Source organism: Pseudarthrobacter sp. NPDC092202, from assembly GCF_044755505.1.
Taxonomy (GTDB): Bacteria; Actinomycetota; Actinomycetes; order Actinomycetales; family Micrococcaceae; genus Arthrobacter.
This window is the reverse complement of sequence record NZ_JBIVRG010000004.1, coordinates 276968-295961: the sequence shown is the minus strand read 5'-3', so window position 1 is coordinate 295961 and position 18994 is coordinate 276968. Positions and strand designations below refer to the sequence as shown.

At 66.7% G+C, this 18994-nt stretch carries 18 protein-coding genes; 7 read left to right on the top strand and 11 right to left on the bottom strand.

Annotated features, from left to right (window positions below; all coding sequences use genetic code 11):
* The first annotated feature begins 16 nt into the window (after positions 1-16).
* Entirely contained in the window at positions 17-835 is an 819-nt protein-coding gene (locus ACIQF4_RS09480; protein ID WP_400514898.1) for an HAD family hydrolase, read from the top strand.
* A gap of 74 nt (positions 836-909) precedes the next feature.
* Here ACIQF4_RS09480 and ACIQF4_RS09475 read toward each other — a convergent pair whose 3' ends face one another.
* The 10 genes from ACIQF4_RS09475 to ACIQF4_RS09430 form a co-directional block, all read right to left on the bottom strand.
* A complete protein-coding gene (locus ACIQF4_RS09475; RefSeq protein WP_003792170.1) occupies positions 910-1008 on the bottom strand; it encodes a 30S ribosomal protein bS22 in 99 nt (32 codons plus the stop codon).
* A gap of 149 nt (positions 1009-1157) precedes the next feature.
* Positions 1158-1370: a helix-turn-helix domain-containing protein gene (locus ACIQF4_RS09470; RefSeq protein ID WP_066278759.1), complete on the bottom strand. Its 213-nt coding sequence runs from the start codon at positions 1368-1370 to the stop codon at positions 1158-1160.
* A gap of 143 nt (positions 1371-1513) precedes the next feature.
* The gene (locus ACIQF4_RS09465; RefSeq protein ID WP_400514901.1) at positions 1514-2659 is read right to left on the bottom strand and encodes a 3-deoxy-7-phosphoheptulonate synthase; all 1146 of its coding nucleotides are present in this window, start codon (positions 2657-2659) and stop codon (positions 1514-1516) included.
* A gap of 216 nt (positions 2660-2875) precedes the next feature.
* On the bottom strand, positions 2876-4204 hold the full coding sequence (locus ACIQF4_RS09460; RefSeq protein WP_400514903.1) for a glycoside-pentoside-hexuronide (GPH):cation symporter: 1329 nt from the start codon (positions 4202-4204) through the stop codon (positions 2876-2878).
* A 54-nt stretch (positions 4205-4258) separates the two neighbouring features.
* A complete protein-coding gene (locus ACIQF4_RS09455) occupies positions 4259-5278 on the bottom strand; it encodes an acetylxylan esterase (protein ID WP_400514904.1) in 1020 nt (339 codons plus the stop codon).
* A gap of 3 nt (positions 5279-5281) precedes the next feature.
* Positions 5282-7843, bottom strand: coding sequence for a glycosyl hydrolase family 95 catalytic domain-containing protein (locus ACIQF4_RS09450; protein WP_400514906.1), 2562 nt, complete (start codon positions 7841-7843; stop codon positions 5282-5284).
* 62 nt (positions 7844-7905) lie between these two features.
* The gene (locus ACIQF4_RS09445; protein WP_400514908.1) at positions 7906-9405 is read right to left on the bottom strand and encodes a rhamnulokinase family protein; all 1500 of its coding nucleotides are present in this window, start codon (positions 9403-9405) and stop codon (positions 7906-7908) included.
* Positions 9402-11438, bottom strand: a complete 2037-nt coding sequence (locus ACIQF4_RS09440; RefSeq protein ID WP_400514910.1) for a bifunctional aldolase/short-chain dehydrogenase — start codon at positions 11436-11438, stop codon at positions 9402-9404. The genes ACIQF4_RS09445 and ACIQF4_RS09440 overlap by 4 nt, the downstream gene beginning before the upstream one ends.
* A gap of 6 nt (positions 11439-11444) precedes the next feature.
* The gene (gene rhaI, locus ACIQF4_RS09435; RefSeq protein ID WP_400514912.1) at positions 11445-12611 is read right to left on the bottom strand and encodes an L-rhamnose isomerase; all 1167 of its coding nucleotides are present in this window, start codon (positions 12609-12611) and stop codon (positions 11445-11447) included.
* Between the two features lie 79 nt (positions 12612-12690).
* On the bottom strand, positions 12691-13038 hold the full coding sequence (locus ACIQF4_RS09430) for an L-rhamnose mutarotase (protein ID WP_400514915.1): 348 nt from the start codon (positions 13036-13038) through the stop codon (positions 12691-12693).
* Positions 13039-13189: 151 nt separating this feature from the next.
* Between ACIQF4_RS09430 and ACIQF4_RS09425 the strand changes: the two genes are divergently transcribed.
* Positions 13190-14203, top strand: coding sequence for a LacI family DNA-binding transcriptional regulator (locus ACIQF4_RS09425; protein WP_350002875.1), 1014 nt, complete (start codon positions 13190-13192; stop codon positions 14201-14203).
* On the opposite strand, the gene ACIQF4_RS09420 is transcribed toward ACIQF4_RS09425, so the two are convergent.
* Complete coding sequence (locus ACIQF4_RS09420; protein WP_400514917.1) at positions 14200-14574, bottom strand: STAS/SEC14 domain-containing protein; 375 nt, start codon at positions 14572-14574, stop codon at positions 14200-14202. The genes ACIQF4_RS09425 and ACIQF4_RS09420 overlap by 4 nt on opposite strands.
* Positions 14575-14758: 184 nt before the next feature.
* On the opposite strand from ACIQF4_RS09420, the gene ACIQF4_RS09415 reads away from it, so the two are divergent.
* From ACIQF4_RS09415 to ACIQF4_RS09395, 5 genes are all read left to right on the top strand, one after another.
* Positions 14759-14968, top strand: a complete 210-nt coding sequence (locus ACIQF4_RS09415) for a hypothetical protein (protein WP_400514919.1) — start codon at positions 14759-14761, stop codon at positions 14966-14968.
* A 3-nt stretch (positions 14969-14971) separates the two neighbouring features.
* Positions 14972-15808 (top strand): aminoglycoside phosphotransferase family protein, encoded by an 837-nt coding sequence (locus tag ACIQF4_RS09410; RefSeq protein ID WP_350002881.1) that lies wholly within the window; start codon positions 14972-14974, stop codon positions 15806-15808.
* Positions 15809-15830: 22 nt separating this feature from the next.
* A complete protein-coding gene (locus ACIQF4_RS09405; RefSeq protein ID WP_400514922.1) occupies positions 15831-16895 on the top strand; it encodes a spore photoproduct lyase family protein in 1065 nt (354 codons plus the stop codon).
* A 55-nt stretch (positions 16896-16950) separates the two neighbouring features.
* Positions 16951-17805 carry a hypothetical protein gene (locus ACIQF4_RS09400; protein ID WP_400514924.1) on the top strand — a complete coding sequence of 285 codons (855 nt, stop codon included), beginning with the start codon at positions 16951-16953 and terminating at the stop codon, positions 17803-17805.
* 164 nt (positions 17806-17969) lie between these two features.
* A complete protein-coding gene (locus ACIQF4_RS09395; RefSeq protein WP_400514925.1) occupies positions 17970-18992 on the top strand; it encodes a DUF808 domain-containing protein in 1023 nt (340 codons plus the stop codon).
* Positions 18993-18994: the final 2 nt, after the last annotated feature.

Genomic DNA, 18994 nt, shown 5'->3' with positions numbered 1-18994 from the left:
GACTAGACTCGACTGCATGCCCGAGGAGAAGTACGTTGCCGTAGTCACCAAGCCGGTTGCTGCGCCGCAACCGGGCGAGGCGGCGTTCTTCGATGTGGACAACACCCTGATGCGCGGCGCGAGCCTCTTCCACGTTGCCAGGAAGATGCACCAGCGCGGGGCGTTCACCATGGCCCAGGCCGCCGGCTTCGCGTGGAAGCAGTTCAAGTTCGTGGCCCGCGGGGAAAACATGGACGATGTCCATGCCGTCCGTGACTCCGCACTGACGCTGGCCGCAGGGATTACGGTGGATGACATCAAGGCGCTCGGCGAAGAGGTCTACGACGAGATGATCGCCTCCCGCATCTGGCCCGGCGCCAAAGCGCTGGCGGAGCAGCACCTGCGCGTGGGCCGGCGGGTGTGGCTGGTGACGGCCACCCCCATCGAGGTGGCCACGGTGATCTCCACCCGCCTGGGACTGACCGGCGCCCTGGGGACCGTAGGCGAAATTTCCGAAGGCATGTACACCGGGCGGCTGGTGGGTGACATCCTGCACGGCTCGGCCAAGGCGGTTGCCGTCCAGGCCGTGGCCGACGCCGAGGACCTGGACCTCAAGCGCTGCTGGGCGTACAGCGACTCCTACAACGACATTCCGCTGCTGACGCTGGTGGGCCACCCGGTGGCCATCAACCCGGATGCCCGCCTGCGCCGGCACGCCCGGGACAACAACTGGCCGGTCTACGATTTCCGGTCCGGCCGGCGCGCGGCCACCTTCGGGCTCAAAGCCGCAACGGCCGGCGGCGCCGTCTACGGGCTCTGGAAGGGCTTCGCCCGCATGCGCGGCCCGCGCATCTAGGTTGGGGTGCCAGCACAAAGAAATGCCCGCCGCCTCGGAAGGCGACGGGCATTTCCGCGCTGTTCGAAGTATCTCTACTTCTTGTTGCGGCGCTGGTGACGGGTCTTGCGAAGCAGCTTGCGGTGCTTCTTCTTGGCCATACGCTTGCGACGCTTCTTAATAACTGAACCCACGTAAGTTCCTTACAAACTAGATGCAGTACCTGTCTGATGGAAATTGTTCGTGGACAGAGCTACGAACTGAACAACTGACAGATTCTTACAATGACGTAAAACGTTCCTTAACAGGGTACCGCTTCCGGGAGGCGGCTACGGACAGCTGCTCAGGCTGTCTCGGTGTGACCGTCCACTACCGCACCTTTGAGGTACTGTTCGACGGCTTGTTCCGGAACCCGGTAGGAGCGGCCGAAGCGCACTGCCGGCATCTCGCCGGAGTGCACCAGCCGGTACACGGTCATTTTGGAGACGCGCATGACCTGGGCTACTTCAGCCACGGTCAGGAACTTCGCGTTGGAGAAGTTCTGTTCTGCCGACATTTCCCTATATTCCTTTGCTGACGGATGGACAACAGTGACCCCAGGTACGTGCCAATGCGGTGTTCCGATGCTGAGCCATCCACCAACCACCTATCTAGATACTCTAGATGTTCCTGTGGCAGAAGTGAAAGTAGTAGATCCCCCTAATTCGCTTCCCGGCGCTTGCGCGCGGAGGCCGCCAGCTGGTCCAGGACAGATACCGAAACGTCCCAGTCCATGCAGGCATCTGTAACGCTCTGCCCGTAGACGAGCCCAGCCCGGCCGGCCGCGTGCTCTGCAACATCCAGGTTCTGTGCTCCGCCCACCAGGAAGCTTTCGAGCATGACGCCGGCAACCGCCTGGGCGGACGTGCCGCCGTCCTCCAGCTGCGCACCGATCTCCAGGGCCACCTCCGCCTGCCGGTGGTGGCTCTTGCCGCTGTTGGCGTGGCTGGCGTCCACGATCAGGCGCGGGTTCAGCTGCTTGCCGGCCAGCGTGGCAGACGCCGCCCCGACGTCGGCAGCAGAGTAGTTGGGTCCCTTGCGTCCGCCGCGGAGGATCACGTGCGTGTCCGGGTTTCCGGCGGTGGACACCAGTGCCGCCCGGCCGTCACCGTCAATGCCGAGGAACGCCTGGGCCGCCGCCGCTGCACCGCAGGCGTCGATGGCCACTTGGAGGTCGCCGTCGGTTCCGTTCTTGAAGCCGATGGGCATCGACAGTCCGGACGCGAGCTGCCGGTGGATCTGGCTTTCGGTGGTGCGCGCCCCGATGGCGCCCCAGGAGATCAGGTCGGCCATGTATTGCGGGCTGATGGGCTCGAGGAACTCAGTTGCGGTGGGGAGGCCCAGGGCGGTCACCTGCTGCAGGAACTGCCGGGCGGTCCGCAGGCCGGTGACCATGTCGTGGCTGCCGTCCAGCCGGGGATCGTTGATCAGGCCCTTCCAGCCCACAGTGGTACGGGGCTTTTCGAAGTAGGTCCGCATCACGATCAGCAGGTCTTCCCTGTGCTTCTCGGCCTGGCTGACCAGCCGGCGGGCGTACTCCAGCCCGGCTTTGGGATCGTGGATGGAGCAGGGGCCCACGATGACTAGCAGGCGGTCATCCACGCCGTCCATGATGGCGCGGACTTCATCGCGTCCGCGTTCGACGACGTCCGCCACCCGGGCGTCCAGGGGCAGTTCCGCGATGAGTTCGGACGGGGTGGGCAGCGCCGTGAATTCGCTGACACGCAGGTTCGAGGTCGACTTCGCCGCGTCTTCCGTGCGGGAGATGCCGGCGTTGGTGCTTGCGGGGGCTGTTGCGGTGCTCATGGTGGGGTCCTGTTCCAGATGGGAAGCGGGCCCGGATCAGAACCCGCCGGAGAAACGGCGAAGGGCAGAGAATGATCTCTGCCCTGTTGGCTCTGAAGGAAAGTTGGATGCGTGTCAGTTAGACGCAGGCCCCTCCAGAGCCAACGAAAAATACGCATACCAACGGTTTGTCATGCCATGAACCATAACCGCAGGTTCCGCTCATTGCCAAAACGGTTACGTCGCGTCACGGGACAGGCTTGCCACCAGCTCGGCATGCTTCCCGTCCGTGAGGCGGTACCAGTACATGATGCCCACGGCTGCCAGTACCAGGGCGCCGGGAAGCAGCCCCGCGGCTGCCCGGATGGCAAGGGTTGCGGATTCCGGCTGCCCTGCCGCACCCGAGGCGTAGCCGCCCCAGGCCAGGGAAAAGGCCACCACGCCGGCGCCGAAGCCCATGCCCAGCTTCCTGGTGGCGGCCAGGAGCGCGTAATTGATGCCCTGCACCCGGACCCCGGTCTTCCACTCGCCGTATTCCACGGTGTCCGCGATCAGTGCCCAGGTGACGATACTGACCGACGCGGACGCAAGCAGTCCGAGCACCAGGCCTGCCACGCCAAGCAGGGGCACCTCCGCGGGGGCCAGGAAAACCAGCACACCGCCAACGGCACCCAGGCCGGCGCCGGCGCTGTACACGGCACGCTTGCCCCAGCGCGCCACCGGACGCGGAATGAGGACCGCCAGGGTGAGCGTGATGGCCACCTGCGCGGCGGCCATGAGGGGAAAGAGGTCCACCCGGGACAGGACATCGCGGAGGTAGTAGAACTGGGATGCTCCCGTGGCCGATGTTCCGGTGACAAAAAGCACCGAGCTGACGCAGAGGATGACCAGCGGCGAGTTGGCCTTCAGCGCCGCCATGCTCTGGCTGAGGGTGATTTTGGGGACGCTGCCGGGAACTTGCTCGGCACAGGCGGCACCCGTAAAGGCGTAGAGGGCAGAGCCCACCACGGCGAACGTGATGGTCAGCCAGGTGAAGACCTGCTGCATGTCCTGCCCGGCCCCCAGGAGCGGCGCGATGAAGAAGCCCAGCGTGGCTCCAACGGAGAGTCCGCCAAGGGTCCGTGCACCGCCCAGCCGGGCACGCTGCGTGGCGTCCTGCGTCATGGCCCCCACCAGGCAGCCGTAGGGAACATTGACCATGCTGTAGGCGATGCACACCAGGCCGTAGGTGCAGTAGGCGTAGAGCAGCTTCAGGGACGGATCGACATCCGGGACATGGAAGACGGCCACGCTCAGCAGGAGCGGGATGAAGCCGAACATCAGGAACGGCCGGAACTTGCCCCACCGCCTGCTGTGGACGCGGTCCACGATGCGCCCGGCGGCGATGTCCGTGAACGCATTGAAGACCCGCAGGACAAGCAGCAGGGTTCCCGCTGCTGCCGCCCCGATCCCCGCAACATCCGTGTAGTAGACGAGCAGGAACATGTTCCCTGTGCTGATGATCATGCTGTTGGCGGCATCGCCGGCGCCGTAGGCAAAGACGCTGAGCCTGCTGAGTTTCTTCATCACTTCCTGTTTCCGCAGGCTGGGAAACCGTTTTCTCCCACCCGCAGAAGGAACTTACCCCAAAATCTTGCGCAAAAACAGCAGCTGGCGGATCCAGTGGTGTTCCTGGCCGCCCTCGTGGTTGTTGAACCGGTACACCTCGATCTCCTTGTCTGCACCGGTTCCGGAAGAGCCCGCTGTTCCGGCACCGTAGGCGTTGAAGCTCGCAAAGACCGTCGACGGCGGGCAGATGTCGTCCATCTGGGCGGCGGAGTACAGCGCAGGCGCTGTTGCCCAGCGGGCCAGGTTCACGCCGTCGAAATAGCGCAGGACGGCGAGTGCGGCGTCATACCGGTCCCGGTGCCGTGCCAGGAACTGGGCGATTTCCGGGTACGGCCCGCGCGGTGTGATGTCGATGGCCCGGGGAAAGTCCTGGAGGAACGGGACGTCGGGCAGCGCGGCGATGACGCCGTCGAGCCTTCCAGCCGCCAGGCCCGCAGTGGCCACCACGATGCCGCCGCCCTGGCTGACGCCTGCCAGCACCACCCTGGAGGGGTCGACGGCGGGGTGGGACTGGGCGGCTTCCACGGCCCGGAAGGCGTCCACGTACACCCTGCGGTAGTAGTAGTCCTCACGGCTTCCGAGGCCGCGGGTCATGAGTCCGGCGTGGGCGACGTCCCCGGCGGAGGGGTGCGGGTCCGGCGTTTCGCCGAGTGTGCCGCCGTAGCCCTGGCCGCGGGTGTCCATGATGAAGTGCGCGTACCCGGCCTGGGCCCAGCGGGTGTCCTGGTTGACCAGCCCGCGGCCGCCCGAGTAGCCGACGTACTGGACCACTACCGGCAGTGCAGCCCCCGGTTCCCTGTGCGCCGGGAGGTGGAGCCAGCCCCGGACCGGAGCGCCGCCGTACCCGGCGAAGGTGACGTCGAAGGTGTCAATGACGGAGAGGTAGTTTTCCACCGGTTCAAAAGCGGCATCCAGCGGGAAGGCGCGGGCTTCGCTGATGGTGGCATCCCAGAACTGGCGAAGGTCCTCCGGGGGCGTCACGTCCGAGGAGTACGAGCGGAGCTGCGCAAGCGGGAGGTCGAAGAGCGGCATGGGTTATCCAATCCTTTCGGCAGGCGCCCCGCGGCGGGCGCCGTAGGTGAGAACTGCGGGCTTTCCTGGTTCAAGATGGGCTTCCTGGACGGCGGTTCCGTACCGGACCAGGACTTTCACCGGCGTCCGCGCGGCCAGGGTTGCCTGCACCAGCTGCCCGCCTTGCCAGTCCAGGTCCACTTCCACCCCGGGCCGTGCGCGGAGCCGGCCCGCCCTGCCTGCGGCCAGTTCGGCGGGCAGGGCGGGAAGAAGCTCTATCTCGTGCAGCCCGTCCACTATGCGGTGGCTCTGGACGAGGCACTCGGCTATACCGGCCACAAACCCCAGGTTGCCGTCGATCTGGAACGGCGGGTGCGCACCGAAGAGGTTGGGGTACAGGCCTCCGCTCTGACCGCCGCGGGGTGTGTCCATGTCCCGGAAGTAGAGCCGGAGGAGGTCGCTGACTTTTCCGGGCTGGCGGAGCCGGGCGCGCAACAGGATCTTCCACGCCAGGGACCAGCCGGTGGCCTCATCGCCCCGGGCGTCCAGGCTGGCCCGGACGGCCGCTTCAAGCCCGGGGGTAAGTGGAGTGTCCCCGGGAAAGGCGAGGTAGAGGTGGCTGACGTGCCGGTGCCCGGGTTCCCACTCCTCCGGATCATCAAGCCACTCGCGGAGCTTTCCGCCGCGTCCGGGTGCCGGTTGCGGAAGCCGGGGCAGGGCCCTGCGGGCTGCGGAGGCCACGGGGTGGTCCTCCATGCCGAGCTGGCGGGCAAGCGCGTCCAGCATCCTGAAGATATCGCCGATGAGTGTCAGGTCCATGGTGGAGGACCGTGCGGCGGATCCCTGCACCCGGGTGCCGGAGGACGGGCCTGGTGCGGCGAACGTGTTTTCCGGGGAGGTGGAGGGGACCGTTCCCAGCGAGCCGTCGGGGAACTCAACCAGGAGGTCCAGGGCAAATTCCGCGGCACCGCGAATGGCGGGCCAGGCAGTGCCGCGGGCAAAAGTGTCCGGGTCGAAAGTGTCCGCGTCCGCGGAACTGTCGGTGCTGCCAAACTGCAGGTGCTCCCACAGGTGCCGCACCAGCCACAGGCCCGCCAGGGGCCAGTACGCCCACTCCGGCGAATGGGACCCGTGGCCCACCGGTTTCGCGTAGGCCCACAGGTCCGAGTTGTGGTGCACGGCCCAACCGCGGGCGCCGTAGTACTCCCTGGCAACGGCGGCCCCGGTTTCCTGCATGGCCCCGATGAGGGCAAAGAGCGGTTGGGCGCACTCGGCCAGGCCTGTGGGTTCCGAGCCCCAGTAGTTCATCTGGAGGTTGATGTTGGTGGTGTAGTTGGAACTCCAGGGGGCCGGCAGTTCGGCGTTCCAGATGCCCTGGAGGTTGGCCGGCACTCCCTGCCATGCTGTCCCCTGCCGGGAGCCGGCGGGGCCGGACCGCGAACTTGAAATCAGCAGGTACCGGCCGTAGTTGAACAGCAGGGCAGCCAGGCCCGGGTCGGCTGCCAGCGGGCCATGAGGGTGGGCGTTGGCCGCCAGCAGGCGCCGTGCCGTATCCCTGCCCTCCCATACCGGAACATCGAGTTCCAGCCAGGCGGCCCGGTAAAGCCGGGAGTGGCTCTCCTCGTGGCGTTCCTGGAGGGCAGCACGCCCCGACGCGCGGGCTTGGTCCACCACGGCGCGGGCGGCGGCCGCTGCGGTGGCAGCAGTGCCCTGCGGCTGGCGGGCCAGTCCAGCGAAGGTCGTCTCGGTGGTGAGGTAGATGTCGGCGCGACGGACGCCGGTGGCGGCCAGGCCGTCGTCGTGCCCTGTCCCGTCGTCGTGCCCTGCCACGGACCGTCCGTCATGCTCCCAGGTGGCTGCCACTGCCCCCTGCATGCTGAGGGAACCGTCCTCCGAGTACTCCACCACGCCGCCGTCGTGCGCGGGGGCAGCGTCGGAGGGCAGTTTTAGCTGGAGCGACAGGCTTCCGCCTTCGCCTTCGCGGCGGAGGATGCGGAGCGAAGAGTCCAGGCGCACCGCGAGGTCCAGCCCCTGCGGCGCGCCCGTCCGCAGGGAGACCACAAGCACCGAGGGGTGGTGGCTGATGAATGCTTCCACGCGGACGGCGTGGCCGTCCAGGCTGTACGTGTTGGTGCTGAGGGCGCGGGCCAGGTCCAGGCCGCGGTGATAGTCCGACGGTGGCCGTGCGGGAGCGCCGCCATCTCCCCTTTCGCCTGCTGCCGGGTCTGATGCGGTGAGTGACGCCGTGAAGTGGAGGTCGGCGAACGGAAGGTAGGCCTGCGAGTGCCGGTGCTGCAGCCCTTTGAGGGTTTCGGCGGCGCCGGCGAAGTCGCCGGAACCGATCAGGTGCCGGCTTTCGCCTAGGATCCGGTCCGCTTCCTCCCGGCTGAAGACGGGCTCCCGGTCTCGGCTGTGCGGTGATCCGGACCAGGCGGACGAATCGTTGAGCTGGAACCGGTGTTCCACTGCGCCGCCCGCCTGGCTGCCACCGAACACCATGGCCCCCAGCCTGCCGTTTCCCAGGGGAAGGGCTTCCAGCCATTGGGTGGCAGGGGCGTCGTAGGCGAGGAGGTGTTCTGGGGGCATGGGTTCAGATCCTAGGGCCGGCCGGGGAACAAGGGAAGGTCAGGCCACACACTGAACAGCGGCTACAGCCGCGAGAGTTCCGGGACGAACACCTGCAGGTTGTGGCTTTGCACCACCAGTGCACGGAGTTCGCCCAGTCCCCCGGAGGCTGCCCCCGCGGCGCGCGCCTGCACCAGGACGTTGCCCAGCGCAGTTGCTTCCACGGGCCCTGCCACCACTTTCTTCCCGGTGACGTCCGCCGTGAGCTGGCAGAGCAGCCTGTTCTGGGAACCGCCGCCCACCACGTGCACCACGTCCACCGTCCGGTCAGCCAGGCGTTCGGCGTCCCGGATGGTGCGGGCGTAGCCGGCGGCGAGGCTGTCCATGATGCAGCGGGTGATGGCGGCGGGATCGTCAGGCAGTACCTCTCCGGTGCGCCGCACTGCCGCCCGGATGCGTTCGGGCATGTTGTCCGGTGCGATGAAGTAGGAATCGTCCGGGTTGATCTGCGGCCCGCCCGGCGGGAGCGCGGCCGCCGCCGTGAGCAGGGCCGTCAGCTCGGGCCGGAACCCCTCCTGCGCCCAGGTCCGCTGGCATTCGCTGAGGAGCCACAGCCCGCCCATGTTCCGCAGGTAGCGGATGGTGCCGTCCACGCCGCGTTCGTTGGTGAAGTTGGCCTCGCGGCTGGCTTCGGTAAGGACGGGGTGCTTCAGCTCGAGGCCCACCAGGGACCAGGTGCCGGAGGAGATGTACGCGAAGTTTTCCCCGCCGTCGTCTGCTGTCGCAGGCACTGCGGCGACCGCCGAGGCGGTGTCGTGTGAGCCGACAGCCACCACGCGGGTGTCCTGCGGCAGGCCCACCTGCGCGGCGATTTCAGGCAGGAGGGTGCCCACCGTCCCGCCGGGCTGGATCAGCGGCGGGAACAGGTCCTTCTGCAGGCCCAGGGTGGTGAGGAACTCGGTGGCCCACTCCCCTGCCACGGCGTCGAACAGCCCGGTGGTGGAGGCGTTGGTGGCCTCGGTCCGGCGCTGCCCGGTCAGGAGGAACGCGATCAGGTCCGGGATCAGGAGCGCCTGCACCCCGTCCAGGTCCTGCTCGCTGGCCAACTGGTAAATGGTGTTGAACTGCAGGAACTGCAGCCCCGTGGTGCCGTAGAGGCGGGCCGGATCGAGTTTCCGGTGCACGGGTTCGACGGCGGCGCGGCTGCGCTCGTCCCGGTAGCTGAACGGCTGGGCGGTCAGTTCCCCGGCGGCGTTGACCAGGCCGTAGTCCACGGCCCATGTGTCAATGCCAATGCTGGTTACCTGCTCGCCCTGGGCAGCGGCGACGGTTGCTGCTGCCGCCAGGCCCTTCAGCACCTCGGCGAAGAGGGCGTCGAAGTCCCAGCGGAGGCCGCCGTCGATCTCCACTACACCGTTGGGGAAGCGGTGGACCACTTCCAGTTCCACGCGGCGTTCACTGCTGGCCGCCCCGCCGGCCATCCGGCCCAGGATGACCCGGCCGGAGGAGGCGCCGATGTCGACGGCGGCAAACACACCGGGAGCGGAATGCGCGCCGTGGACCGTCGAAATGTCCCCGCTCATCGGAGGAAGGCTGCGGCCACTCCGGCGTCCACGGGGATGTGCAGGCCGGTGGTGTGGGACAGTTCGTTGCTGGTGAGCACGGCGGCGGCGTTGGCCACGTGCTCGGGCAGGACTTCGCGCTTGAGCAGGGTGCGCTGGGCGTAGTACTCGCCCAGTTTCTCCTCGTCCACGCCGTACACGGCTGCGCGCTTGGCGCCCCAGCCGCCGGCGAAGATGCCGGAGCCGCGGACCACGCCGTCGGGGTTGATGCCGTTGACGCGGATCCCGTGCTCACCCAGTTCCGCGGCGAGCAGCCGTACCTGGTGGGCCTGGTCGGCCTTGGTGGCGGAGTAGGCGATGTTGTTGGGGCCGGCGAACACGGAGTTCTTGGAGGAGATGTAGATGATGTCCCCGCCCAGGCCCTGGGCAATCATCACCTTCGCGGCGGCCTTGGCCACCAGGAAGGAGCCCTTGGCCATGACGTTGTGCTGCAGGTCCCAGTCCTTCTCGGTGGTTTCCAGCAGCGGCTTAGAGATGGACAGGCCGGCGTTGTTGACCACCAGGTCCACGCCGCCGAACGCCAGGACAGCGGCGTCGATCGCGGCTGCGACCTGCGCTTCGTCCGTCACGTCTGCCTGCACGCCGATGGCAACGTCCGGACCGCCCAGCTCTTCGGCCACCTTTTCGGCGTTCTCGAGGTTCAGGTCGGCGATGACAACGCAGGCGCCTTCCGCGGCGAGGCGGGTGGCGATGGCCTTGCCGATGCCGGAAGCGGCGCCGGTGACCAGGGCGATTCGGGTGGCGTGGGACTTGGGCTTGGGCATCCGGGCCAGCTTGGCTTCCTCCAGCGCCCAGTATTCGATCCGGAACTTCTCGGATTCCTCGATCGGGGCATAGGTGGAGATGGCCTCGGCGCCGCGCATCACGTTGATGGCGTTGATATAGAACTCGCCGGCCACCCGGGCGGTCTGCTTGTTGGCGCCGAAGGAGAACATGCCCACGCCGGGAACCAGCACAATGGCCGGGTCCGCGCCGCGCAGTGCCGGGCTGTTTTCGTCCGCATGGCGGCTGTAGTAGGCCTGGTAGTCCTCACGGTAGTCCGCGTGCAGCTCGTGCAGCCGTGCGATGGAGTCCTCAACGGAGGCGCCGGCCGGAAGGTCCAGGATCAGAGGCTTGACCTTGGTGCGCAGGAAGTGGTCCGGGCAGGACGTGCCCAGGGCGCCCAACCGCGGGTGCTCGGCAGCTTCCAGGAAGTCCAGGACGACGGCGTCATCGCTGAAGTGCCCCAGCTGCGGCTTGTCCGTGGAGGCCAGGCCGCGGATCACCGGTGCCAGCGCCGCGGCTTTGGCACGGCGCTCGGCTTCCGGCAGGGCTGCGTAGCCGGGCAGCTTGGGCCCAAAGGGCTCCGCCTTGCCGTTATCCCTGATGTACTTCTCGGCCTGTTCGATGATCCAGAGCGAGTTCTGCTCTGCTTCTTCGCTGGTGGCGCCCCAGGCTGTGATGCCGTGGCCGCCCAGGATGGTGCCGATAGCCTGCGGGTTGGCGTCCTTGATCGCGGCGATGTCCAGGCCCAGCTGGAACCCGGGGCGGCGCCAGGGAACCCAGACCACCTTGCTGCCGAAGATCTTGGTGGTCAGCGCTTCGCCGTCCACGGCCGTGGCAATGGCGATGCCGGAGTCGGGGTGCAGGTGGTCCACGTGCGCTGCGTCCACCAGGCCGTGCATGGCGGTGTCGATCGACGGGGCTGCGCCGCCTTTGCCGTGCAGGCAGTAATCGAACGCGGCCACCATCTCGTCTTCACGTTCAACACCCGGGTAGACGTTCTTCAGCGCGTTCAGCCGGTCCAGGCGCAGCACCGCAAGGTTCTCGGCCTTCAGCGTGCCCAGGTCCCCGCCGGAGCCCTTGACCCACAGCAGCTGGACGTCCTCGCCCGTGACTGGGTCCTTCTCGGTGCCCTTCGCGGAGGTGTTGCCGCCGGCAAAGTTGGTGTTCCGCTTGTCCGCGCCCAGGCGGTTGGAACGGGAAATCAGGTCTTCAACAGTCTTGTTGCTCATAACTAATCAGGCGCCCCATCCGGCTTGCTGGCCGCCCACGCGGTCCTCGTTGATCTTTTTCTGGTAGCCGCTGGCCTTGAAGGCGGCCAGCGGGTCCGCTGGCAGCCCGCGGGATTCACGCCACTCGGCCAGGACCGGCCGGACGTCGGTGTAGAACGCGTCGTTGAAAACTGCGTTCGCTGCCAGGACGTCCCCTGCACGCTGTGCTTCGTTCAGGGCTGCGGTGTCCACCAGCAGCGCACGTGCAGTCATTTCCTGGACGTTCAGGACCGAGCGGATCTGGCCCGGGATCTTTTCCTCAAGGTTGTGGCACTGGTCCAGCATGAGGGCTACGCCCGACTCCTTGCCGAAGCCGCCGCCGCGGATCACCTCATGCATGATGCGGAAGAGCTGGAACGGATCCGCGGCACCCACAATGAGGTCGTCGTCGGCGTAGAAGCGCGAGTTGAAGTCGAAGGAACCCAACTTGCCCAGGCGCAGCAGCTGCATCACGATGAACTCGATGTTGGTGCCCGGGGCGTGGTGGCCGGTGTCCAGGCAGACGAAGGCCTTCTCGCCCAGGGCCAGGGTCTGGGCGTAGGACGTGCCCCAGTCCGGAACATCGGTGTGGTAGAAAGCCGGCTCGAAGAACTTGTACTCCAGCACCAGCCGCTGCTCGTCGCCGAGGGCCGCGTAGATTTCCTGGAGCGACTCGGCGAGGCGGTCCTGGCGGCCGCGCATGTCATCCTGGCCCGGGTAGTTGGTGCCGTCGGCCAGCCAGATCTTCAGGTCCTTGGACCCCGTGGCGTGCATGATCTCGATGCAGTCCAGGTGATGGTCGATCGCCCGCCGCCGCACCGCCTCGTTGGACGAGGTCAGCGAGCCGAACTTGTACTCATCATCCTGGAAGGTGTTGGAGTTGATGGTGCCCAAACCAACGCCCAGCCCGGCCGCGTACTCCTTCAGCGCGGCGTAGTCATCCACCTTGTCCCAGGGGATGTGCAGCGCAACGGTGGGGGCCAGCCCGGTCAGCTCGTGGACCTTCGCCGCATCCGCCAGCTTCTCCTGCACGGTCCGCGGCGTGCCGGGAGTGCCGAACACCCTGAACCGCGTCCCCGAATTTCCATAAGCCCACGAAGGGACCTCGATGGCAAGCTCCTCGAGCCTGCCCAGCGCCGTTGCTACGTCATTCATGATGGTTCTTTCCGGTGTTGTCATGCTGTGGTCTGTGGTCGCCCCGCTGCTGGAGCTGGTGCCCGCCAGTTTGGCGGCGTTATGCGGTGGAGGGTTCAGCCGCCGCCAGCTGGCTGTCAAGGTTGAAGACTTCTTCCAGGACTTGGAACCCTTCGTCGGGAGCCTGGTCCGGGTTCTCAAAAAGAGTGGCCATTTCCGCCTGCCAGCGGGCGTTGACGTCCGTCAGTGCCATGCGTGCCCGGGCGGCATCAAAGTCGTCACATTCCAGGTAGCCCACCAAGAGCCCGTCTCCGGAGAGGAACAGCGAGTAGTTGTTCCACCCGGCATCCTTGAGCGCGCGGAGCATCTCCGGCCACACGGCGGCATGCCGGCGGCGGTACTCGTCAATCACGGCCGGCTGGACCGAGGAGCGGAAACACACCCTCATCTTTGGTTCTCCTGAAATCGCTGATCTTTGAATCGTTTCATTGTTACGATTCAAAGTACTCTTGAATTTGAGTAGGTGTCAAGCATTTCTGTCCGCGGCCACGTAACCGGGGCCTCAATGCCTGCCACATGGAGCAGCAGCACGGAGAATCATGAATCGCTCAGCCAGTATCAAGGACGTCGCCAACCATGCCAGCGTGGCGGTGGGCACGGTGTCCAATGTGCTGAATTACCCGGACAGGGTTTCCCAGCGGACCAAGGACCGGGTACTGAAGGCCATCGACGAGCTTGGCTTCGTCCGCAACGACGCCGCCCGCCAGCTGCGCGCGGGGCACAGCCGCACCATCGGCCTGATTGTCCTGGACGTGGGCAACCCGTTCTTCACCTCAGTGGTGCGTGCGGCCGAGGACGCCGCCGCCCTCCACGGCAGCGCCGTCCTGCTGGGGGACAGCGGCCACGACGCCGCGCGCGAGGCAAACTACATCGACCTTTTCCAGGAACAGCGTGTCCAGGGCCTGTTGATCTCGCCAGTAGGCGATGTCACCGAACGGCTGGACCTCCTCCGCGAGCGCGGCGTGCCCACTGTCCTGGTGGACCGGCTGGCTGACGAGGCAAAGTTCAGTTCCGTGGCAGTGGACGACGACGCCGGCGGATACCTGGCAGCGCGACACCTGCTGGACACCGGCCGCCGCCGGCTCGCCTTTGTGGGCGGCCCCACCTCCATCCGGCAGGTGGCCGACCGCCTCCAGGGCGCCCGGCGGGCTGTCAAGGAGGAGGCGGACGCCACGCTGGAGGTGCTTGAGTCCGAGGGGCAGACTGTCCTGGCCGGGCGCAGCGTGGGCAATTCGCTGGTGGAGCGGGGGCGTGAAGGGCTGCCGGACGGCATCTTCTGCGCCAACGACCTCCTGGCCCTGGGCGTGATGCAGTCGCTGACCATGACCCACACGTTCCGCATACCGGAGGATGTGGCGCTGATTGGCTACGACGACATCGACTTTGCCGTTTCCGCCGTGGTTCCGCTGTCCTCCATCCGGCAGCCCACGGAGGCGTTGGGACGCACGGCCATCCAGCTCCTCGCCGAAGAGGTGGAATCCCAGAACCCGACGCACCGCTCGGTGGTCTTCACACCGGAGCTTGTGGTGCGGCAGAGCACGAACGCTGGCTAATTGCCGGCCTGCAGCCACTTCATGGACTCGGTCCGGGAGGTGAAGAAACGCGTGGGACACGGCGGGATATGCACGCCCAGGAAGAAGTTGGCCATGATCCGGTCCACCGGGCTGGCGCCCAGCAGCGCGATGCGGTCCGCGGCGCAGGGGATGGAAAACACGGAGCGTGCCGCCCGGGTGACGTTCTCGGTGGTGGCCATGTCCACAAGCATGGGATAGGACTGCTCCCCCGCGATCCGGTTCACGGCCGCCATGGCAGCCTGCGCATCCTGGAGCTCTATCCGTGCGCTCGGTTCCCAGATCAGGTGGATGACGCCGTCCGAACGCAGCTCCACCGTCCCCTTGCCGCCGTCGAAAGTTAGAGGCTCCAATCCTGCTTCCTTCCTTGAACAATTCCGATGACTTGAACAATCCCGATGACCTGAACAGACCCGCACGACCTATCATGCCGTAGCTGCGGCGGCTCCAGCCCCGGATTCCTTTGCAGGCGTGGTCCTTGCGGCAAAGATGGCACCCGCCCTTGTGGGCGGCCGGTAGCAGAAGCAAGGATTGGTTATGGATGACGTGCGGTGCGCTGCCAGGGACCTGCTGCAGCGGAAGGACCGTGGCCTGATGGACCTTTGGATCCTGTACTGGAACCACGGCGGGCGCTGCCATCCCTTCGAATTTGATGCCTTTGTCCACGAGGTTCTGCCTGTTGACTGGTTCGACGCGGACGCTTTGGCGGTTGCTGTTGAGGAGCTGGCACTGGAAAGAATAGCCTGATGGATGCCCGCTTCAGTTACAGCTGAGCAGAACCGGCTGCTGAGATCCTGGCTTGGCCCCTTCATGGTGGTCAAGGACTATTCCTGGCCCTTGCAGGACACCTCCGTGCTCCATGTTTCCACGCCCGACGGCGGGAGCTTCATCGTCAAGGCGAGCACCACCAGCCATCACATCCGGCGGGAGATCGCCGCCCTGGCACCGGGCTTGCCCGGCCTCCACGGTTCGGCCCCTGTGCTCAGGCAGGCTTCGGTGAAGGCCGGAATCCTGGTCACAGAGTTCCTGCCCGGCACGTCCGTGGAGGGAACCGCAGCCGAGTACCAGCCCGGGACGTACCGCCAGGCCGGAGCGCTCCTGGCCAAGCTGCACCGCCCTGCCGGGACCTCTGCAGATTACGCGAAGAAGCTCGCCTACCAGACGCAGCTGCTCATCCGGTCGGCCGAAGGGCTCGTGGCCGCCGGGGTGTGCGCCCGTGCAGAGCAGGAGCTGGCCGCACTGAAGCCGGGCCCTGTGGAGCTGGTGACCACCCACGGTGACTACCAGCCCAGGAACTGGCTGGTAGACGGGAACAGGATCAAAGTCATCGACTTCGGCCGGGCGGACGCCCGGCCCTGGGTCCATGACCTGGTCCGTCTCACCCATCAGCAGTTCCTTGGGCGGCCCGCCCTGGCGGAGGCTTTCTACAGCGGGTTAGGCAAACAGCCCGGGAGCTCCGACGCCGGGGTGTGGCAGCTGGAGAACCTGAACCAGGCCCTGGGGACAGTGGTGTGGGCCCATAAAATCGGTGATGCCCCCTTCGAGCAGTCCGGAGTGCGCATGCTGGAACGCATAGTGGCGGGCTAGGACATCCTGCGAGGATGGAGCCATGGAATTCAACCGGCTGCTGCAGATCCGGCGCATCTATGCCCAACCCGCTGCACTGGAATTGCCCCGGGGCAAGGACATCGTCCAGCGCTGGCCGGACGCCGGCATCGTGCTGGTTGACAGCCACTGGAACATCCCGGAGCTTCACGGTGAGGAAACCAACGTGCCGCGCTGGTCCCGGATCAAGACGGAGGCGCTTGTCCTGGGCGTCAAAACGGCACTGTCCGTTAAACCAAACGGCCGGTCAGCGGACTTCATTGCCCCCTCAACAGCTAACGGCTGCGCCATGGCGTGTGCCTACTGCTACGTTCCGCGGCACAAGGGCTACAGCAACCCAGTGACCGTGTTCGCGAACATCGACCAGATTTCCAGGGCCCTTGAACGGCACGTGACCCGCCAGGGCATAAAACTGGAGCCCAACCAGTGCGATCCCGAGCTCTGGGTGTACGACATCGGCGAGAACAGCGACTGCTCGGTCGATGCCCTGATCAGCGACAATGTGGAGGATCTGGTAACGCTCTTCCGCGACCTGCCCACCGCCAAGCTGTCCTTTGCCACCAAGTACGTCAACCCGGCGATGCTCGGCTGGGACCACGGCGGGCACACCCGGATCCGGTTCTCGCTCATGCCCGCGGCGCTGGCGAAGTCCGTTGACGTCAGGACCTCCCCCGTGGCTGACCGCATTGCTGCCATCAATGATTTCGTTGATGCCGGGTACGAGGTGCATGTGAACTTCTCCCCCGTCATCATCACTGATACGTGGCTCAGCGACTGGGAGGAGCTGCTGCGCCAGCTGGACCGAACCCTCAGCCCGGCCGCAAAAGCCCAGCTCGCGGCGGAAGTCATCTTCCTGACACATAACGAGCGGCTGCACGAGGTCAACCTCGGCTGGCATCCGCAAGCCGAGGACGTGCTGTGGCGCCCGGACCTCCAGGAGTCCAAGGTCTCCTCCAACGGCTTCACCAACGTCCGCTACCGCTCGGGAACCAAGGCACGCTACGTGAAGCAACTCACCGCGCTGATCGACAGGATCGCGCCGTATTGCCGCATCCGCTACGCGTTCTGAGATTGCCGGCCGGCACCGGCCCGCCGGCATGGCACCGCGCTAGACTGATCCCATCATGACCGGCGCCCGCCCCCGTCTTCTTGCCTGGCTCGTCGCCCTGGCGACCTGCCTCGGAGCCTGCACGCCCGCCGTCGGCATCGACAATCCTCCCACCGGGCAGCCGGTTCCAGCTTCCGCCGCCCCGGCGTCGCCTGCACCGCCCTCCGCAACCGGCCTTGCCCTCGCGCCCCAGGAAGCCGCCGCTCCGGCTCCCGCCGCCACAGCCACACCCACACAGCCGCCGGCCCCCGCACCACCTCCGGTCCCCCAGCCTTACGCGCTCAACCTCTACCAGGAGGGGGACTTCGTGCCGCAGTACACCTTCGACTGGTGCGTCGCGGCGAGCATCCAGATGGCACACAACCTGATTGACGACACCGGCGGCGGCACCTGGGCGGACTCCACCCAGCAGGGCGAACTGTGGGAGATGGCACGGGCCCGGTCCTCCAACTCCTTCAACGGCGCCAACCCCCTGGGCTGGGCGCAGGTGCTGACCGAAGCGGGCATGGGGCCGTACAAAGTTGTCAGCATCGCCGATTACGGGTCTGCCCTCCAGACGGCGGCCCGCGCCATCGCCGACACGGGCCGCCCGGTGGGGCTGGTCATGTGGAGCGGCCGCCACGCATGGGTGATGAGCGGGTTTGAGTCGGTGGGCGATCCCGCCCAGTTCCCGGAGTTCACTGTCACCGGCGTCCGCGTGCAGGACCCGCTCTACCCGCACGGCAGCGAAAAATGGGGCCCGTCGCCCCAGCCCAACAGCCTGCTGGCCCCCGAGCAGCTGGCCACCCAGTTCGTGGTCCGCGAACCGCGGCGCTGGAGCAGCGAACTGCCGGCCGGCTACCTGCTGGTGCTCCCGGTCACCGCGGCCTGACCTGCGGCAATTGCGGCCGGGACCCGAAGGAATACTCGCCGTACACGGCCGGGCAGGGCGGGTAGGGCTGCCCGCCACCGTATAATTTGCAGCATGCCGATCACGCGCCTGCACCCAGGCAGCCACGCCCAGCCGTCCGCACGCGAGCACTATAGGAGCGGTCTGTGAGCGGCGGCCTCGTCGCCCTGCTGGACGACGTCGCAGCCCTGGCCCGGATCGCGGCCGCCTCGGTGGACGACGTCGCAGCCGGAGCCGCCAAGGCCGGGGCCAAGGCCGCCGGCGTGGTCATCGACGACGCCGCAGTCACCCCGCAGTACGTGTCCGGAGCGGACCCGTCCCGCGAACTGCCGATGATCAAGCGGATCTTCTGGGGCTCGCTCCGGAACAAGCTGCTGATCATCCTGCCGGCACTGCTGCTCATCAGCGCCTTCCTACCGTGGGCCATCCCGTTCATCCTCATGCTGGGCGGCACGTACCTGTGCTTCGAAGGCGCCGAGAAGGTCTGGCACAAGCTCCGCCGGGACCACTCGGACGAAAAAGCGCCGGCGGTCGAGCGGGGTCCGGAGGCGGAAGCCAAGGTGGTCAAGGGCGCCATCACCACAGACTTCATCCTGTCCTGCGAGATCATGGTCATCTCCATGAACGAGGTGGCCGCGGAATCCATCTGGGCCCGGGCCGTCATCCTAGTGGTCGTGGCCTTCGCCATCACGGTGCTCGTATACGGGGCGGTTGCACTGATCGTCAAGATGGATGACATCGGCCTGCACCTGGCAGCCAAGGAATCTGCTGCCTCCCAGCGCTTCGGCGAACTGCTGGTCAAGGGCATGCCCGCTGTGCTGGCCGCCATCACGCTGATCGGCACGGTCGCCATGCTGTGGGTTGGCGGCCACATCATGCTGCAGGGAGCCCACGACCTCGGCTGGCACCTGCCGTATGACCTGGTCCACGCCCTTGAGGCACCGGTCGCCGGAATCGCGGGTATCGGCGGCCTCCTGGCCTGGCTCGTGAACACCCTTTGCTCAGCCGTTTTGGGACTGGCCTGGGGCCTCGCCGTGATGGCTGTCCTGCATCCGCTGCTGAAGGCGCTGCCGTTCGGCAAGGAGAAGGGCCAGCACGAGGAAGGCGACGTCCGCGCCGAACTTGCCGGCTACCGGCCGACGAAGCACAAGGCGGATCCCGCCCCCTAACC

Excerpts from the sequence above, each read along its gene's own strand:
- ACIQF4_RS09480 (WP_400514898.1), top strand. The coding sequence starts at position 17 with ATGCCCGAGGAGAAGTACGTTGCCGTAGTCACCAAGCCGGTTGCTGCG.
- ACIQF4_RS09470 (WP_066278759.1), bottom strand. The coding sequence starts at position 1,370 with ATGTCGGCAGAACAGAACTTCTCCAACGCGAAGTTCCTGACCGTGGCT.
- ACIQF4_RS09465 (WP_400514901.1), bottom strand. The coding sequence starts at position 2,659 with ATGAGCACCGCAACAGCCCCCGCAAGCACCAACGCCGGCATCTCCCGC.
- ACIQF4_RS09460 (WP_400514903.1), bottom strand. The coding sequence starts at position 4,204 with ATGAAGAAACTCAGCAGGCTCAGCGTCTTTGCCTACGGCGCCGGCGAT.
- ACIQF4_RS09455 (WP_400514904.1), bottom strand. The coding sequence starts at position 5,278 with ATGCCGCTCTTCGACCTCCCGCTTGCGCAGCTCCGCTCGTACTCCTCG.
- ACIQF4_RS09450 (WP_400514906.1), bottom strand. The coding sequence starts at position 7,843 with ATGCCCCCAGAACACCTCCTCGCCTACGACGCCCCTGCCACCCAATGG.
- ACIQF4_RS09445 (WP_400514908.1), bottom strand. The coding sequence starts at position 9,405 with ATGAGCGGGGACATTTCGACGGTCCACGGCGCGCATTCCGCTCCCGGT.
- ACIQF4_RS09440 (WP_400514910.1), bottom strand. The coding sequence starts at position 11,438 with ATGAGCAACAAGACTGTTGAAGACCTGATTTCCCGTTCCAACCGCCTG.
- rhaI (WP_400514912.1), bottom strand. The coding sequence starts at position 12,611 with ATGAATGACGTAGCAACGGCGCTGGGCAGGCTCGAGGAGCTTGCCATC.
- ACIQF4_RS09430 (WP_400514915.1), bottom strand. The coding sequence starts at position 13,038 with ATGAGGGTGTGTTTCCGCTCCTCGGTCCAGCCGGCCGTGATTGACGAG.
- ACIQF4_RS09425 (WP_350002875.1), top strand. The coding sequence starts at position 13,190 with ATGAATCGCTCAGCCAGTATCAAGGACGTCGCCAACCATGCCAGCGTG.
- ACIQF4_RS09415 (WP_400514919.1), top strand. The coding sequence starts at position 14,759 with ATGGATGACGTGCGGTGCGCTGCCAGGGACCTGCTGCAGCGGAAGGAC.
- ACIQF4_RS09410 (WP_350002881.1), top strand. The coding sequence starts at position 14,972 with ATGCCCGCTTCAGTTACAGCTGAGCAGAACCGGCTGCTGAGATCCTGG.
- ACIQF4_RS09405 (WP_400514922.1), top strand. The coding sequence starts at position 15,831 with ATGGAATTCAACCGGCTGCTGCAGATCCGGCGCATCTATGCCCAACCC.
- ACIQF4_RS09400 (WP_400514924.1), top strand. The coding sequence starts at position 16,951 with ATGACCGGCGCCCGCCCCCGTCTTCTTGCCTGGCTCGTCGCCCTGGCG.